The organism is Cellvibrio sp. UBA7661 (assembly GCA_002483365.1).
Classification (GTDB): Bacteria; Pseudomonadota; Gammaproteobacteria; order Pseudomonadales; family Cellvibrionaceae; genus Cellvibrio.
Genome location: DLHT01000017.1, coordinates 19,387 through 35,175 on the forward strand (window position 1 = coordinate 19,387; position 15,789 = coordinate 35,175).

At 47.0% G+C, this 15,789-nt stretch carries 13 protein-coding genes; 8 read left to right on the forward strand and 5 right to left on the reverse strand.

Features of this window, described 5'->3' with window-relative positions; translation table 11 throughout:
- The first annotated feature begins 75 nt into the window (after positions 1-75).
- The 3 genes from hrpB to B2739_RS13325 all read left to right on the forward strand — a co-directional run bounded on the left by hrpB (position 76) and on the right by B2739_RS13325 (position 4,014).
- Positions 76-2,499: an ATP-dependent helicase HrpB gene (gene hrpB, locus B2739_RS13315; RefSeq protein WP_331346338.1), complete on the forward strand. Its 2,424-nt coding sequence runs from the start codon at positions 76-78 to the stop codon at positions 2,497-2,499.
- Positions 2,500-2,717: 218 nt separating this feature from the next.
- The gene (locus tag B2739_RS13320; protein WP_331346339.1) at positions 2,718-3,833 is read left to right on the forward strand and encodes a carbohydrate porin; all 1,116 of its coding nucleotides are present in this window, start codon (positions 2,718-2,720) and stop codon (positions 3,831-3,833) included.
- A 49-nt stretch (positions 3,834-3,882) separates the two neighbouring features.
- A complete protein-coding gene (locus B2739_RS13325) occupies positions 3,883-4,014 on the forward strand; it encodes a hypothetical protein (protein WP_331346340.1) in 132 nt (43 codons plus the stop codon).
- A gap of 160 nt (positions 4,015-4,174) precedes the next feature.
- Here the strand turns inward: B2739_RS13325 and B2739_RS13330 are convergent, their stop codons facing one another.
- Together B2739_RS13330 and B2739_RS13335 are read right to left on the reverse strand one after the other, a co-directional pair.
- Positions 4,175-4,837, reverse strand: a complete 663-nt coding sequence (locus B2739_RS13330; protein WP_331346341.1) for a response regulator — start codon at positions 4,835-4,837, stop codon at positions 4,175-4,177.
- Entirely contained in the window at positions 4,834-6,411 is a 1,578-nt protein-coding gene (locus B2739_RS13335; protein WP_331346342.1) for an ATP-binding protein, read from the reverse strand. Before B2739_RS13335 ends, B2739_RS13330 begins: the two co-directional genes overlap by 4 nt.
- A gap of 151 nt (positions 6,412-6,562) precedes the next feature.
- On the opposite strand from B2739_RS13335, the gene grxD reads away from it, so the two are divergent.
- A complete protein-coding gene (gene grxD / locus B2739_RS13340) occupies positions 6,563-6,880 on the forward strand; it encodes a Grx4 family monothiol glutaredoxin (protein WP_331346343.1) in 318 nt (105 codons plus the stop codon).
- A gap of 60 nt (positions 6,881-6,940) precedes the next feature.
- Here the strand turns inward: grxD and B2739_RS13345 are convergent, their stop codons facing one another.
- Complete coding sequence (locus B2739_RS13345) at positions 6,941-7,255, reverse strand: hypothetical protein (RefSeq protein WP_331346344.1); 315 nt, start codon at positions 7,253-7,255, stop codon at positions 6,941-6,943.
- Positions 7,256-7,431: 176 nt separating this feature from the next.
- Between B2739_RS13345 and lpxL the strand changes: the two genes are divergently transcribed.
- Positions 7,432-8,364: an LpxL/LpxP family Kdo(2)-lipid IV(A) lauroyl/palmitoleoyl acyltransferase gene (gene lpxL / locus B2739_RS13350; protein ID WP_331346345.1), complete on the forward strand. Its 933-nt coding sequence runs from the start codon at positions 7,432-7,434 to the stop codon at positions 8,362-8,364.
- A gap of 142 nt (positions 8,365-8,506) precedes the next feature.
- Complete coding sequence (gene corA, locus B2739_RS13355) at positions 8,507-9,454, forward strand: magnesium/cobalt transporter CorA (RefSeq protein ID WP_331346346.1); 948 nt, start codon at positions 8,507-8,509, stop codon at positions 9,452-9,454.
- A 210-nt stretch (positions 9,455-9,664) separates the two neighbouring features.
- Here corA and B2739_RS13360 read toward each other — a convergent pair whose 3' ends face one another.
- Positions 9,665-9,982 carry a hypothetical protein gene (locus B2739_RS13360; RefSeq protein WP_331346347.1) on the reverse strand — a complete coding sequence of 106 codons (318 nt, stop codon included), beginning with the start codon at positions 9,980-9,982 and terminating at the stop codon, positions 9,665-9,667.
- A gap of 179 nt (positions 9,983-10,161) precedes the next feature.
- Here B2739_RS13360 and queE point away from each other — a divergent pair, with 179 nt between their 5' ends.
- Together queE and queC are read left to right on the forward strand one after the other, a co-directional pair.
- Entirely contained in the window at positions 10,162-10,812 is a 651-nt protein-coding gene (gene queE / locus B2739_RS13365; RefSeq protein WP_331346348.1) for a 7-carboxy-7-deazaguanine synthase QueE, read from the forward strand.
- A 51-nt stretch (positions 10,813-10,863) separates the two neighbouring features.
- On the forward strand, positions 10,864-11,541 hold the full coding sequence (gene queC / locus B2739_RS13370; protein WP_331346349.1) for a 7-cyano-7-deazaguanine synthase QueC: 678 nt from the start codon (positions 10,864-10,866) through the stop codon (positions 11,539-11,541).
- Positions 11,542-11,547: 6 nt separating this feature from the next.
- On the opposite strand, the gene B2739_RS13375 is transcribed toward queC, so the two are convergent.
- Positions 11,548-15,459: an EAL domain-containing protein gene (locus B2739_RS13375; protein ID WP_331346350.1), complete on the reverse strand. Its 3,912-nt coding sequence runs from the start codon at positions 15,457-15,459 to the stop codon at positions 11,548-11,550.
- Between the last annotated feature and the right edge of the window lie 330 nt (positions 15,460-15,789).

A 15,789-nucleotide genomic window follows, 5' to 3' on the forward strand; every position in this document is an offset into this window, starting at 1 on the left:
ATTTTTTAAAAAAGTTGGTTTAAAAAGTTTTTAAAAAAATCACTTTCAAAAATAATGTTCACACAGGTTTCGCCCTTGGCCGATATTGATCTTGATAGTTTGCCCGTACTGCCGCTCACCGGTTTGCGCGAGGATTTTTTTGCTGCACTGGCACACACTCCACTGCTGTTAGAGGCGGAGCCGGGTGCGGGTAAATCCACGCTTGCACCGCTGTGGGTGTTGGCCAATACAGCGCCCGACCAACAAGTGTGGTTGGTGCAACCGCGCGTACTGGCGGCGCAAGCATTGGCACAGTGGCTTGCCCAATTACTGGGTGAAACACCGGGGCAGCAGGTGGGTTATCAGGTTCCTTACGATTCACGTATGGGCAACAATACCCGGTTGGTGTTGATGACACCGGGGGTTTTATTGCAACACTTATTGCAAAATCCAACATTGGATGGCGTTGCTTGTGTGATGCTCGATGAAATTCACGAGCGTAGTGTCAATCAGGATATTGCCTGGGTGTTTTTGCAAGAAGTGCAGATCCTGCGCGATGATTTGCAGCTAGTGTTGATGAGTGCAACACCTGACCCGGCATTACAGAAGCAAATCGCCAACCGTTTATTTGCCCCCGGCCGCTGTTTTCCAGTGAGCGTCCAGTATCAACCCGCAAAACAATCAAACAACGGCTACCCCGAAAAACTGGAAGAACAACTGCTGCGTGTATTGCTTACACAAGCGGATTGGCAATCACAATGTGTGTTGGTTTTTTTGCCTGGTTGGCGTGAAATTGAAAATTGCGCAGCGTTAATTTCCCGGCAATTTCCTGCGCAAAAAATATGTCGCCTCCACAGCCGTGTGCCTATGAATGAACAAACAGCGGCGTTGGATGAAGCGCAAGGCGCGAGGTTGATTCTTGCAACCAATATTGCAGAGACATCATTAACCATCGCCGATGTAACCCTGGTGATTGATTCCGGTTTGGCGCGCCGTGCTGATTACGAACAGCGCACCGGTGTCACGCGTTTGCGCACCGCGCGCATCAGCATGGCGAGTGCAGAGCAGCGTCGCGGTCGTGCCGGGCGCGTGCAAGCGGGCCACTGCGTTCGCCTGTGGTCGCAAGACCAACCTCTAGCCGCTGCCGATTTACCGGAAATCCGCGCGACCGATTATTTACCGCTGGCGCTGCGCATAGCGCATTGGGGAAGCCCTGTTGCCGATTTACCCTGGCTGGAGGCACCTAATGCATTGGCAATGAATTTTGCGCAGCAGCAATTACAAAAAATGCAGCTGTTAGATCAATCAGGGGCAATTACTGCAGCAGGAAAAGCAGTCAGCGCCTTGGGAACCCATCCGCGTATTGCTGCGTTTTTATTACTGCATCAACAGGTGATCAGTGAGCCTGCGTTATTGCTTGCACTTGCGTTGCATTTTGAATTTGCAGCTGAACAGGATTTTGCCTCTTTGATTGATGATGCAGCACGCGAGCTTGCGCGCAATCGCCAATGGCAGCAGCAACAAAAACGCTGGTTGCAGGTGTTGTCGCTACAAAAAAATAACAGCGAATTAATGCCGCTGTATGTTGCCCAGGCATTCAGTGATCGCATTGGGTTTAAACAAGATTCCGGTCGCTACCGCTTGAACTCTGGCATGAGTGTAGAAAGCCAGGGCAAACTGGAATCCCAATGGGCTGTATTTCCCGTCATCAACACCCGCCCGAAAAGCCACTCCGGTATTGGTATCGCTTTGCAATTAACATCAGCGCAACAGCGGCAGCTCAGTCAATCGCAATCAGAATTGGTGTTTAAACAGCAGCGCTGGCAAGAACATATTTGCTGGGTGATGGGCGGTGTAGTGATTGATGAAGAATGGAATCCTATATCCGCAACTGATATAGCACCGAAGTTGCTGCAACAGATTCGTGCAATCGTTGCGTCAAAAGGGCTCGACCATTTGGCATGGAGCGATAAAGCAAGGGCGCTACTTGAGCGTGCGCGCTTGGTGAATTTGCATCAGCTGCATGAGTTACCTGCGGTAGATGATGAGTATCTTGCAACTCATCTTGAGCAATGGTTATTGCCATTTTTAAATGAATCAACCCGCCTGGAGCAGCTGCCTTTATTTGAAGCGCTGGAATTTTATATCGGCTTTGATGGCTGCCAAAAGATCGCACAACTCTTGCCGGAAAAAATTGAATTGCCCAGTGGGCGTAGTGTGTCAGTGAGCTTTAGCAGCGATGGCAGCGCACAAGTGTCCGCCAAGTTGCAGGAGTTTTTTGGGTGTGAGCAATTGCAATTAGGCGGTGGAAAAATTCCCCTGAAAATACATTTGTTATCTCCCAATGGCAGCCCGCTCGCCATCACCACCAATTTGCAAACCTTTTGGCAGCAGGCCTACCCGGACGTGCGCAAAGAAATGCGCGGCCGCTACCCTCGTCACCCCTGGCCCGATAATCCGCTGGAGCATGAAGCCACCGCGCTCACTAAAAAGAAATTGGCGCAGCAGCAAGGTCAATAATCCAGAGTTTGTCTGAATATTGTGTTGGGTTGGCATTCTTATCCAATAATTAATCTATAAATTTATATCCACATTCAAAAAAGAAATTAAAACTTCTTTTTTGACGACAACCCGTGAATTGTCAAATCCCTGTCTATACTGCTAGTCACCATGCCATTTATGAATGACATCGACTGATATGGGATTTTTCGTCCTGACTATCGAGGGACCAATTCGCTATGAAAACACTATCGGCTACCGTTTTACTCCTGCTATTCACCGCAAGCGCACAGGCAAATATAGAGGATTCCAATCCACCCGCGTATGAATGGGCTGCCGCCCTCACATTAGAAACCGTGAATAATCTGGATGGTGGGGTTAAAAAAGGTTCGCGCGAACTGGCTAACCTTGATCTGACATTGGCGATAGATACTGAAGCTGCCGGTTGGTGGGGAAGCGGTGAATGGTTTGTTTATGTACTGGGTAACGCTGGAAAAAATCCTTCTGATTATGTGGGTGATGTGCAAGGCATATCCAATATCGCCACCGATGAAGCGCTAAAAATTTACGAATTTTGGTATCAACACAGTTTTGTTGATGAAAGTGTAGAAGTACTTTTTGGATTACACGATTACAATTCCACTTTTTATTCACTGGAGTCTGCCGGTCTTTTTACCCACCCATCATTCGGCATTGGTTCAGATACCTCACAAGTTGGCCCTTCCATTTTTTCCACAACGGCTACTGCATTGCATTTTACTTTTACGGGCGAGAATCAATATTTGCTTGCCGCAATTTATGACGGTATTCCCGGTGATCCCAATAACCCACGCGGTACCCATATTCAATTCAATAGCGGCGATGGCTTGTTCAGTGCAGTCGAATGGGGTTGGGCAAATAGCAACAGCGACAAGCTCGCATTAGGCGCATGGCAACACACCGCTGAAGTTGAAAACCCGGTGGATGGCAACATCAACGATGACAACACCGGCATTTATATTATTGGTGAAAAAAATATTAATAATGTTGCCGCTGTCTTTGTGCAATTAGGGCAGGCAGACGACCAATTTAACCAACTGGAGTATTACGCGGGTACCGGTATTACTTTCAATAGTTTTTGGCTGGATGATGATGGGTTAGGGCTTGCTGTCGCCCATGCGCGCAATGGCGATCCATATCTCGCCGCCAATACAGAACTACAGCGTGCAGAAACGGCGTGGGAGCTAACCTATTTTGCGCCGGTGATCGATCATTTAAGTGCACAAGCAAGTGTGTATTACATCCAGAATCCATCCATGGATAAAACAATAAGTGATGCATTGGCGTTAGGTGCACGTGTTTACATTGAGTTTTAGCGGAGCATTCCATCATTTTTTACTGAGGGTACGGAAAAGGAAAAACCTCATGAATATCAGGCAATCAATAACCTGGGTTGTCGCTGTGTTTATTGTGCTCATAGGAGTCAATACCTATGTTGGTTTTAACTCCAGCCAAAAACTGGGGGTGTTGCTGGATTATATTTCCGGCACCGCTTGAGAGCGGCAGTTAATACCTTGAATATCAACTATGAAAATAATATGGAAGTAAATGTGGAAAAAATGTGAAAGCAAAGATCAAGCTTGTTAATGGGCCATTTTGGAGCATGGAAGCGGGTTTTTATCATGCCATCCGTGGCTTGTTGTCCGGCTGAAAGATGTTATGAAATTTGCAAACGGTAACCCACCCCGTAAACAGAGTGAATCATATCCTCTTTGCAAATAGGCTGTAATTTTTTGCGCAGTTTGGTGATGTGTGAATCCATTGTGCGATCGCTCACAACCCGATGATCGGTGTAGGCATTTTTTAATAATAAATCGCGCGAGATAACACGCTGTTTGTTTAGTAACAAAGTTTCCAAAATGCGAAATTCAATACTGGTCAGCTCTACACATTGCTCACCTACACAGGCATATTGCCGCTCTTTGTCCAGGCGTAAACCTTCTTCGTGCTGCTCATCTGTTTTGCTGCTGCGGCGCAGTACCGCTTTTACGCGTGCAACAACTTCGCGTGGGCTAAAAGGTTTGCATATGTAATCATCTGCCCCCAATTCCAACCCAATCAAGCGATCAATTTCTTCAACTTTTGCCGTTGTCATAATGATCGGCACCTGGGATGTTTTACGCACCTCCTGGCAAATGCTTAATCCATCGCGCTTGGGCAGCATCAGATCAAGCAGTATAAGATCCCATTTTTCAGTGAGAATTTTTTGCAAAGCTTGTTCGCCATCACTGATCAAGGTGGTGTTGTAATTTTCACTGGCCAGATAATCTTGCAAAATTTCACCCAGATCAATTTCATCTTCCACAATTAAAATATTCATACACTATCCTGTAAAGGTAAATAAACAGAAACTTTCAAACCGCCGAGTTCACTGTTGGTGATAGTAATCTTGCCTTCGTGTGCATCGGCAATGTTGCGACAAATGCTTAAGCCTAATCCTGCCCCGCCTGTTTCACGGCTGCGTGATGATTCGGCACGATATAAACGTTCAAACAATTTTTCGTGTAGTTCGGGTGAAACACCGGGTGATGAATCTTCAATAGTAAACACGGCATTGCCTTGCTCAGACAATAAGTTCACCCGGATGTTTCCGGGGGCTTCGGTGTAATTGATACTGTTATTGAATAAATTTAAAAATAATTGGTGTAGCCGCTCCGGATCTGCAAATACCATGAGCGGATTGTTGGGGAGTTGTGTATCAAGTTGCAGTCCAGTCTGTTGTAATTTTTCATGCAGCGAAGCACTGATTTCTTCGATGATTTCCCGTAAGTCGCAGGTTTTTTTGCGGTAGCTCATAGCGCCAATATCAGTGAGTGACAATTGATACAAATCATTAATCAGATTGGCCAGTCGCGCAGCGTGTTTTTGCAGCCGTGTAATTGCTTTTGCATCAAACTTGCGTACACCGTCTTCAAGTGCTTCAAGATCAGCTTTAAGTACGGCGAGCGGTGTGCGCAATTCGTGGGAAATATCAGCTACCCAGCGTTTACGTGCTTGTTCTGTTTGGTCCAGTGTGTGCGCCAGGTGATTTAAGTTTTCGGCTAGATTGGCAATTTCATCTTGTCCTTTGATTGCGAGACGTTGGTGATATTCGCCTTTGCTTAAATCCTGTACGTGGCGGGCTAATTTTTTAACGCGTTGCGTCAATAAATAAGAGAGTGGAATTGCACAGGCAAGTGCAATCGCCAGAGCGACTATTGCCATCAACAGAAAATGTTTTTGTTGGCGTTTGGCAAATTCGCTGTCACGCAAATCGCGCAGGGCGGGGTTCATTGGTGTGCCCAAATAGCCAATGCGTTCTTTTTTACCTTCAATGGTTGTGAATAAATCGCTAAAAAAATAGCTTTCATTGCGCCATTTTTTTCCACTGATAATGTTTTTGTTTTTATCGAGCAAAATAAAACGCCGGTAAGGTTGGTGCCGTAAAAAATCGTCTGTTTCCGGTTCGTTGCGGCGCTGTTGCCGGCGTTCTTCTTGTGTATCCCTGCGGATGAAATCCGGATTGCTGTCTTTGTCTTCATCAAAACGGTTGTCGAATTCGGGAAGAAATGGAAATGGAATAGGGCGCTCAAGCCGTTGACGTAAACTGGCACTGTTTTGCCACACAAATAATTCCCAATAAAAAGGGTTGAGCGTGAACATCGCCCAGTTTCCGTTATTTGAGTAATGGCGCTCCAAGGCCCTGATCAAACGCGCATTGCGTGCGGCCTCTTTTTCTTCCATGTAATGGTTAAAGCTGCGCTCAAAACTTAAACGTGAATATAAAAATAATCCGCCTGTCAGCAATACTGCAAAGCAGGCAAACACTAAAAAAACCTGAACTCGTAAATTGAATTTCACTGTACTGATACAACCTTGGGCGTGAGGGTAAGCAGGATTGCGTTGTAACAGCATATGCAAAAACCGTTATTTGGCAATCGTACGAGATTGGCCTGTCGCCACTGGCTGGGGTAAAATGGGAATACTTGAGCAAAATACTCGGATATATCCGCTCTTGCCCTGTCCCCCCCTGTCGTAACGAATAGCCTTGTCGAGGTAGAGAAAGATGGATGTGTTAGAAACGATCAAACAGCAAATCAGCGAAAATGCCGTGATCCTTTATATGAAAGGCTCGCCCAATGCGCCTCAATGTGGTTTTTCCCAGCGCGCTTCCCAGGCATTGATGGCATGCGGCCAGCGCTTTGCCTATGTCGATATCCTGAGCAATCCGGACATCCGCTCCGAATTGCCCAAGTACGCCAACTGGCCAACCTTTCCGCAATTGTGGGTTAAGGGTGAGCTGATTGGTGGTTGCGATATCATCACTGAAATGCACGAAAAGGGTGAGTTGAAGTCTTTGATTGACGCCGCAGTTGCCGGCTAAGCCTTTGGCACCGGCAGTCTCAGGCTGTGGGTGCTGCGCATGATGGGTTTGCCACCAATCTTACTGGTTGATGGCAAACACCAGCAGAATTCCTGCACCTATCACACTGATAATACACAGCGATAAACCAATCACACGCTGGCGTGCCCTGCGTTGTTCATCGTTTTGGGATTGCAGTTGATGGGCGCGCCACGCGATGTCTTTGGATTTGACCAACTTATTGCGGATTTGGAGCAGGGCATGGATATCATTGTCTATATCGGCTTCCTGCCGTGTGCTATCTGGCTGGTTGCGTTCCTGCTCAAGTGATTTAAGTTGTTGATCCAATTGGATCAGCTTGCGGTCAAGCGCGGCAGATACCTGACGAATTTGCATAAATAAGAGCTCTTTGTGGCTGCCGGACAACCTTAGCAGAACCCATTGGCTTTGTCCTTGTTGTGTTTTGCCTGAGCACGGAGCGGATGTGGTTGCTATAATCCGCGCGCTTATTGTGTGTCTGACGCAGTAGTATCTGTGTCCAGTATTTTCATTTCCCGGTGCGAGTAATTATTTTGGATAAACACAGCCCACCCGAATTCCACTCTTCTTTTTATCGTCCACGCTTTTGGCCAACCTGGATGCTGCTGGCGTTCTTCCGTATTTGCGCTTTGCTACCGGTACCGGTCAATTTTGCGATAGGCCGTTTTATTGGTTTGCTCTTTTATTATTTGGCTCCATCGCGCCGCCGTATTGCGCAGACTAACATTGGGTTGTGCTTCCCTGAGCTGGATGCAAAAGCACAACATAAAATGGTGCGCGATGTGATCCGCAATTGCGGTATCAGCATCATGGAATCGGCGATGTCTTTGTGGGGGCAAAAAGACAAGCTGCGCGATCGTCATACAGTAGAAGGCCTGGAACATATCGCTGCGGCAAAAGCAGCGGGGCGTGGGGCGCTGTTGGTGGGATGTCATTTCACAACCATGGATCCGGCTGGGCGTGTTTATGCCTATCACGCGGATGCGCATATGTTGTATCGCAAAGACCCTAACCCGCTATTGGCTTATGAGCTGATCAAAGCGCGCGAAAAATACCTGACCTCGGCGATTGTCTACAGCGATACCCGTCAGTTGATTAAAAAACTGCGTCAGGGTGAGGCAGTCTGGTATGCGCCTGATCAGGATTACGGGAAAGACCAAAGCGTCTTCGCCCCGTTTTTTGGTATCCCTGCGGCGACTGTATTGGGAACCGCACGTATTGCCCAGCTGGGGCGCGCAGTGGTTTTACCCTATGCGCATTATCGTGAGGATAATGGACACTATCGTTTGGTATTTGGTGCACCACTGGAAAACTTTCCCAGCGGTGACGATGTGGAAGATGCAACGCGCATCAACAAGATTATTGAGGATATGGTGCGTGTAAAACCCGAGCAGTATTTGTGGGTACATCGCCGCTTCAAAACCCGTCCGGCAGGAGAGCCAGGATTTTATAAAAAGAAACGCTGACGTTTTGTTGATGAATAATTGTCGGCAATACTGAATAAATGCATTTCATTTAATCTACATTAATTACGCCTATGCTATAAAGCCGCCCCCGCGGAACCATTAAAAACCTTGAAGCTTCAGGAGATAAACACCGATGTTGAGAATGTTTAAAGTTCAAGGTAACGCGCTGCGTGAAGATAAGCAGCAAGATGAAAATACCCCTTTGGCACTCAGCAGTGCGCTGTGGATTGACGCACGTGAACCCAGTGACGAAGAACGCGAAGAGCTTAATACCTTTCTGCGTGCCGAGTTACCCGAAACCGATGATGTTGAAGAGATTGAATTCTCTGCCCGCTATTTTCAGGATGGTGTGGGAATTCATGTCCACTCGCTGTTTTTGGCACCGGGAGACTCTGGTCGCCATAGCACCTCAACCGTAGCATTTATCCTTCAAGACAAACGTTTGATTTCAGTGCGCGATGGCGATCTGGCGGACTTCCGTTTGCTGCGTATGCGTGCGCGTGCCGGGCAGGTGCATGTGACATCCCCGCAAGATTTGTTGGTGACCATGTTCGAGCAGAAAGTGGAGAATCTCGCTGATGCCTTGGAAGACATCCACCGCAAACTGGAAGAAGTCAGCCATATGGTCTTGGAGGATGAAAATGCAGAGCTGGAGGAGGCGATCGACAGACTGGCGAAGCTTGAAGACAGCAACGGAAAAATCCGTCTGTGCTTGATGGATACCCAACGTTCCATCTCGTTTTTACAACGCCATCTGCGCGAATCATTTGATCTGCAGGAAACTGCACGTGAGATTAAGCGCGATGTGGACACGCTTATGTCGCACACCGCTTTCCTGTTCGACAAGATCAACTTCCTGATGGACTCTACCCAGGGTTTCATCAATATCGAACAAAACCAGATTATTAAAATATTCTCGATCGCGGCGATGGTGTTTCTGCCTCCAACGGTGGTGGCCAGTGCTTACGGTATGAACTTTGAGTTCATACCTCATATCCATTGGAAATACGGATTTGCCGTGGCTCTTTCACTGATGGTTCTCTCCGCAGTTTTGCCTTACTGGTATTTCAAACGCAAAGACTGGTTGTAATAACGTGAGTAAAAAAGACGAATCCGTCAGGGGTTTGAGCTTTTCACGAGGGACAGTGTTATAGCGAGTGGTTCAGGGCGGCGGATGCGGCTCTGCATCAGGCAAAACATCTCGGGCGTAATACTACGGTTGTATTTGATAGCACACTTCAGGATGTGTTGGTTCTGCACAAACACCCGGGCGACCGGCGGGCAACATCGCCTGTTTAATTTATTCCTCCACCCATTCCCAGCGTAAGGGTTGGCCAAAATCATCCAGAATTACTTTTTTTCGAGGGCGAGGTTTTTTGGGCTTGAGTGCCAACTGGGGCTTTTTACGCGCCTCTATGGCAGCGACCACCTCGGGTAATGGAGTGCGATCTTCGTGGCTGGAGCCTTCAAAGATGCTGACCAAGGGCCCGTTAGCATCCGCGCGGCCACTCAGTCCACGAGGGACTTCACTAACTTGTCCGCCTTTATGCAAAAACTCCTGGACTTGTTGTTCCAGTTCCTGATGCAGTTGGCGGCGGGTTTTGGTGGGTGTGATCATGTTGTACAAATATTGGATTGGACAAACCCGCAATAGCGGGACGATTCGCCAGCATACCAGTGCCCCCAAGCCAAGGGCAATCCGCTGAAGCCTTTAACCTCGCATCACCGGCTCGCTTTAGGTAAACTGCGCGCCTTTCCGGCTTTTTCTATCTCATCTGCATCTTAAATGGTCGCCGCATGACCCAAGCAAGTCTAAAAATCACTGAAATTTTCTATTCGCTCCAGGGGGAATCAAATACCGTTGGGTTGCCAACTGTATTTATCCGGCTCACTGGCTGTCCACTGCGCTGTGGTTATTGCGATTCTGAATACGCCTTTTACGGTGGGGAGCGCTTGTCACTCGCTGAAATTCTCGCCAAAGTTGCTACCTATAACGCACGCTATATCTGTGTCACTGGTGGCGAACCTCTTGCCCAGCGCGAATGCCTGACTTTGTTAACGGCATTATGTGACGTTGGTTACAAAGTATCTCTGGAAACCAGTGGCGCTTTACCTGTAGACGATGTTGATCCACGCGTGGTTAAAGTGATGGATTTAAAAACACCCGGTTCCGGTGAAGTGGGGCGCAATCGTTGGGAGAATATCCCGCTGTTGGGTGAGCAGGACCAGATTAAATTTGTGATTTGCGATCGTGCCGATTATGAATGGGCACGCTTCAAACTGGACGAATATAAGCTATCTGCCAAGGTGGCTGAAGTGCTGTTTTCCCCCAGCTTTGGTCAAGTAGAGCCATTAGCTTTGGCTGAATGGATTCTGGCGGATAACTTACCGGTGCGTTTCCAGTTACAACTGCACAAGCTTCTGTGGAATGACTCTCCCGGCCATTAATGGCTATCCTTTTCATCTGCGTTTTTCTTTTTTTATTCATGGTTGGTTGTTATGTCGCAAAAAAAAGCAGTCGTGCTTGTCTCCGGCGGTTTGGATTCCACCACGGTGTTGGCTATTGCCCGCAGTGAAGGTTATGCCTGCTATTCCATGAGTTTTGATTATGGCCAACGTCACAAGTCTGAATTATTCGCAGCAGAGCGCACGGCTAAAGCCTTGGGTGCTGTTGAACATAAAGTGATTAAACTGGATTTGCGCTCAATCGGTGGCTCTGCACTGACAGATGACGCGATTGATGTGCCTGAAGAAGAGACGGGCGGTATTCCGGTAACCTATGTACCGGCGCGCAACACAGTATTTTTATCGATTGCCCTGGGTTGGGCAGAAGTATTGGCGTGTGACGATATTTTTATTGGCGTGAATGCGGTGGATTTTTCCGGCTATCCGGATTGTCGTCCGGAATATATCGCGGCTTATGAAAAGATGGCCAATCTGGCAACCCGCGCGGGTGCTGAAGGTAATAAATTACACATCCGCACTCCATTGATTCACTTGAGCAAAGCGGAAATTATCCGGCAAGGTATTGCATTAGGTGTTGATTACGGACTGACAGTTTCCTGCTATCAGGCAAACGATGCGGGAGAGGCTTGCGGAAAATGTGATAGTTGTCGTTTGCGCAAGCAGGGTTTTATCCAGGCCGGTGTTGCCGACCCAACACATTACCAGCACTGATTTTTATCATTGATACGCAGCGCAATATCCGCGCTCCAATAGCTGCTGTTCAAATTCCTCAATCGGCATTGGTCTTCCAAAAAAGTATCCCTGGAACATGGTGCAGCCATTTTGTTCCAGGAAGCTTTTTTGTGCTTCTGTTTCAACTCCTTCGGCGATGACTTGCAGGTTCATATTTTGCGCCATGGCAATTATGGTGCGGGTAATAATGGCATCGTTAGGGTCAATCGCAATATCGCGCACAAATGTTTGGTCAATTTTTAATTGATCCAGTGGCAGACGTTTTAAATAGGACAGGGATGAGTAGCCAATACCAAAGTCGTCCATTGAAAAACCAATTCCGTTATCTTGCAGTTGCTGCATTTTTTCGATGCTTTGATCGACATTTTTCAGTAGAGAACTTTCAGTCAACTCTAATTTCAGTAAATGTGGATTAATATTGCTGTTGCTGACAATAGCAAGCACATCATCTACAAAACCCGGCTGGTTAAATTGGATTGGGCTTACATTGACAGCAATGCTTAACTGGCAAAATGCTTGATGTAAGCTCCATTGTTGCAACTGCTCGCAGGCTTGACGAATGACTTGCTTGCCAATAGATACAATTAAGCCCGTCTGTTCTGCAACAGGAATAAAATCAGCAGGTGAAATCATGCCGTTATGCGGATGTCGCCAACGCAGCAACAGCTCTGCACCCAAGGCTTTGCCATGCATATCAATTTGTACTTGATAGTAGGGAATCAGTTGTTGTTTTGATTCATGCGCTGTGCGTAAATCAGTTTCAATAGCAGCACGTTTTTCCAAATGTGATTGCATGTTCGGGTCAAAAAAGCGGATGGCATTTCTACCGCTGTCTTTAGCTTGATACATGGCTACATCAGCATGACGCAACAGATCGTCAATTGTGCGCACTTGGCCTTTAAATAAGTTGACACCAATACTGATGGTGCAGTGATAAACCGATTGTTGTAACGGGTAGGGTAAATTGATCAGGTCATGTAATTCTTCTGCGCGTTTTTTCGCTTCCAGTGCTGCGGTTTCAGCGTCTTCACCCAAGTTATCAAACACCACAACAAATTCATCGCCACCCAAACGTGCAGCTAAATCTGTTGTACGGATAATACTGGCAATGCGCTCTGCCACTTGTACCAATAGCTGGTCGCCGATGTGATGGCCGCGGGTATCGTTAAGCATTTTAAAGTGATCAATATCGATAAACAAAAGCGCGCCATGCTGACCCGTGCGCGCACTTTGCGCCGTTAATAATCGCAAGCGATCTTGCAGCATACGTCTATTTGGCAGGCGTGTTAATGGATCAAAAAATGCGAGGTTATAGATTTTTTCCTGATCTTGTGCGCGTCGCAACTCACCGCTAATACGGTCAGCAAAAATTAATAATAGCGAGCTGATTTGCGGGGATATGGGTAATGGATGTTCTGCAAGCAGCACCAATACACCGAAGGGTGCTCCTTGTGCATTGCGTATACCTACCCCGAGATAACTCTCAATATTGAGTTCCCGCAATAACGCATCATCGGGATAGCGCGCACTTGCGCCACTGCTCATAAAACAAAAATTTTCTTCAAAGACATCGTTGCATGGAGTGCCTTTTAGTGCATAGCGAATGTTAGGTTGCAACTGGCCGTTTTTCAGATAGGTGTGTGTAACTGCTTCGTTGGGATTTTCACTGTCAATCAAACTGATCGCTGCATGGCCTGCGCCAATGGCATCGGCGAGTGCCTGCAGTATAGTGACAAAAAAATCCGGTGTGGATGCTGCATCTGCCGCGGCAGCGGTTAACGCTAAATCAAGGCCTTTACGCTCAGTAATATCTTGTAAACTGCCTTGGATGCTAATGTCTTGCGTATCATCTAATGTATCGCCTTGTAATTGCAGCCACAATTTTTGCCCGTCAACCTCAATACGCACTTCTTGTGTCAGTGGTTTATGATAGCGAAGGCTGTCAGCAAGGGCATTGCTCAAGCTTTCCCGATCCTCGCTATAGATAAACTGGTTGATAAAATCGGTCATGGTGGAGTTGAGATATTCATCGGGAAAACCAAATAATTCTTTCACTGAATTATTGAAATGGCACTCATCTGTATCCGGATTCCAGCTCCAATATGCAATGCGCGCCATTAGTTGTGCGCTTTCCAAACGCTGCTCACTTTGGCGCAAGGCATATTCAACTTGTTTGCGCTCTGCCAGTTCTTGCTCAGCTTGCAAGAGCGCTTTGCGCTGTGGTCCCAAATCAATATCAAGACAATACATTTCTTTGTGGTCGGGGGTGTCAATTAGTACATGATTTGAGTACACCCACACTTCGTTTCCATTGGCATTCTGCAGAGCCAGTTCACCAGAGGGTATGGCAATATCTTTTTCGTGCCAGTCTTCAATTGCTTGATAAACACCTTCGCGCATAAAACCGGGGATAATCAAATCCTCCAGTTTTTTCCCCATTGCATTGGAGGCACTAAAACCATAAAGATCTTCACTCGCTTTGTTCCAGAAAATCACTTCATGAAAACGGTTGTAACCTTGTACTGCAATGTTGCGTGTGGTTTCAAAAATATTACGGAAGCGCTGCTCATTGGCGAGATCAGCTTGGTGGATGTTAATGCGTTTGGTGATGTCGCGTGCAAGGCAAATAAACCTGTCATCCTCCCGGCGATTCCCCGCGTGTTTGGCAATCGATAACTCATACCAGAATGTGTCATCACCTTGGGTAATCCGGATGCTTTTGCCTTGCGATATTCCCCAGTGATCAGCTTCATTAAGGGCATGCATCCAGACAGATACGGACGAGGACGGTAATGTTTCCGAGAGATTTTTCCCCAGCAGCTCTTCTGTTGTCAGATTGTGATGCGGGCCGCTGCCATTAAAGGAAAGCACATGACCCTGACGGTCAATTTCAAACAATAAATCCGGAATTGCGTGAAGAAGGGCTTCGAGATGCAATTTTTGTTTTTCTTGCGCCTCATTCGATTCACCTAATTGATGTGTTGTATTAACTATTTCGGTATGTGCTGCTGTGATCATCAGACCTAAAATAGTCATGCTGACCGTGTAAATCCAAATGATCCAATAGCTGAGCTGCTGCGATGGTAGTGAAAAAGGGCCGAGCTGGTGGACGCTGGACCAGATCGCAAGAAAACTGAAGCCAATAGTTGTCAATGCACAACCTAACAAACCAAAAGAGAGTGCTGCCCAAGCTACGCAAACAAAGCTGGTGAATACAATCGGCAAATGCCAGTTACCTTCAAACAACTCACCTTCAAAATTGTTAAATGGAAAACAACCTAATCCTACAATCAGGCTGACAGCGAGAATAATGACAAAATCCAGTTTGCGTTCGGCTACACGATTGAGATTGGTGCGATTGATATTGATCAGTAGAGGGGTAATAAGAAATACGCCAAGGCTATCGCCCATCCACCAAATTAACGCAGTATATAAGCCTGCGTTGAGCGACTCCTGGTTGTAGTGGTTGAGTGTAAAGCCACCGATGGCGGCTGACACCAACATGCCCAAGGCTCCTAATAATAAAAACCAGATGGTATTACTGCGATTGAGTTTCGTGAGATCACACTGGGCACGGCGCAAAAGCCATGTGCCTAGCAGAGGCGCCAATGTGTTGCCTGCGGCCAGAATCAGATTGGTGATGATATTTGCCCCACTGTATGTTTGCAGGGCGAATGCAGCTAAAAATACAGCAGGCCACAGGCGTGGCGACCAGCGATAAAAAGCAGCCAGAGCAATTCCGCCGGGCAACCAAAAAAGGGTAACCCGATCACTTTCAAAAGGCACGCAGAGGCCTAGCCAGCCGGTAAGGCTGTAAGCCAAAAAAATGATCAGTAACTGAGCGAGCCTGGGTAAATTGGGCTGCGATATTCCTTCCCCGTGCGAAGCAAAAAGCATGCGATTGTCTCGTAATCGACTAGGGCAACCAATCCTGGATGGCCCGATACAAACCTGTTGTTATTTCTAAGGGGGTAGCGAGCCGACTTAAAGGATAGGTTAAATTTGGCGCCGTTGTTACAAAAGTTTTACTGGAGTACCAAAAGCCTTTCACAATATTCTTTGTATCGAACACGCTGTTGATAAAGCTACCAAAAAGCTTCTTTAATAACCAATAATTCTTTGGAGGCTCTAGCGTAAGCAAGAATTCGTAAAAAAATACTTGTCTTTTCAGTCCAAAACATTATTATACGCGCCTCGCATTTAGGGTCGTTAGCTCAGTCGGTAGAG

Coding starts and splice junctions, on each gene's coding strand:
- B2739_RS13320 (WP_331346339.1), top strand. CDS start 2,718: ATGAAAACACTATCGGCTACCGTTTTACTCCTGCTATTCACCGCAAGC.
- B2739_RS13325 (WP_331346340.1), top strand. CDS start 3,883: ATGAATATCAGGCAATCAATAACCTGGGTTGTCGCTGTGTTTATTGTG.
- B2739_RS13330 (WP_331346341.1), bottom strand. CDS start 4,837: ATGAATATTTTAATTGTGGAAGATGAAATTGATCTGGGTGAAATTTTG.
- B2739_RS13335 (WP_331346342.1), bottom strand. CDS start 6,411: ATGCTGTTACAACGCAATCCTGCTTACCCTCACGCCCAAGGTTGTATC.
- grxD (WP_331346343.1), top strand. CDS start 6,563: ATGGATGTGTTAGAAACGATCAAACAGCAAATCAGCGAAAATGCCGTG.
- B2739_RS13345 (WP_331346344.1), bottom strand. CDS start 7,255: ATGCAAATTCGTCAGGTATCTGCCGCGCTTGACCGCAAGCTGATCCAA.
- corA (WP_331346346.1), top strand. CDS start 8,507: ATGTTTAAAGTTCAAGGTAACGCGCTGCGTGAAGATAAGCAGCAAGAT.
- B2739_RS13360 (WP_331346347.1), bottom strand. CDS start 9,982: ATGATCACACCCACCAAAACCCGCCGCCAACTGCATCAGGAACTGGAA.
- queE (WP_331346348.1), top strand. CDS start 10,162: ATGACCCAAGCAAGTCTAAAAATCACTGAAATTTTCTATTCGCTCCAG.
- queC (WP_331346349.1), top strand. CDS start 10,864: ATGTCGCAAAAAAAAGCAGTCGTGCTTGTCTCCGGCGGTTTGGATTCC.
- B2739_RS13375 (WP_331346350.1), bottom strand. CDS start 15,459: ATGCTTTTTGCTTCGCACGGGGAAGGAATATCGCAGCCCAATTTACCC.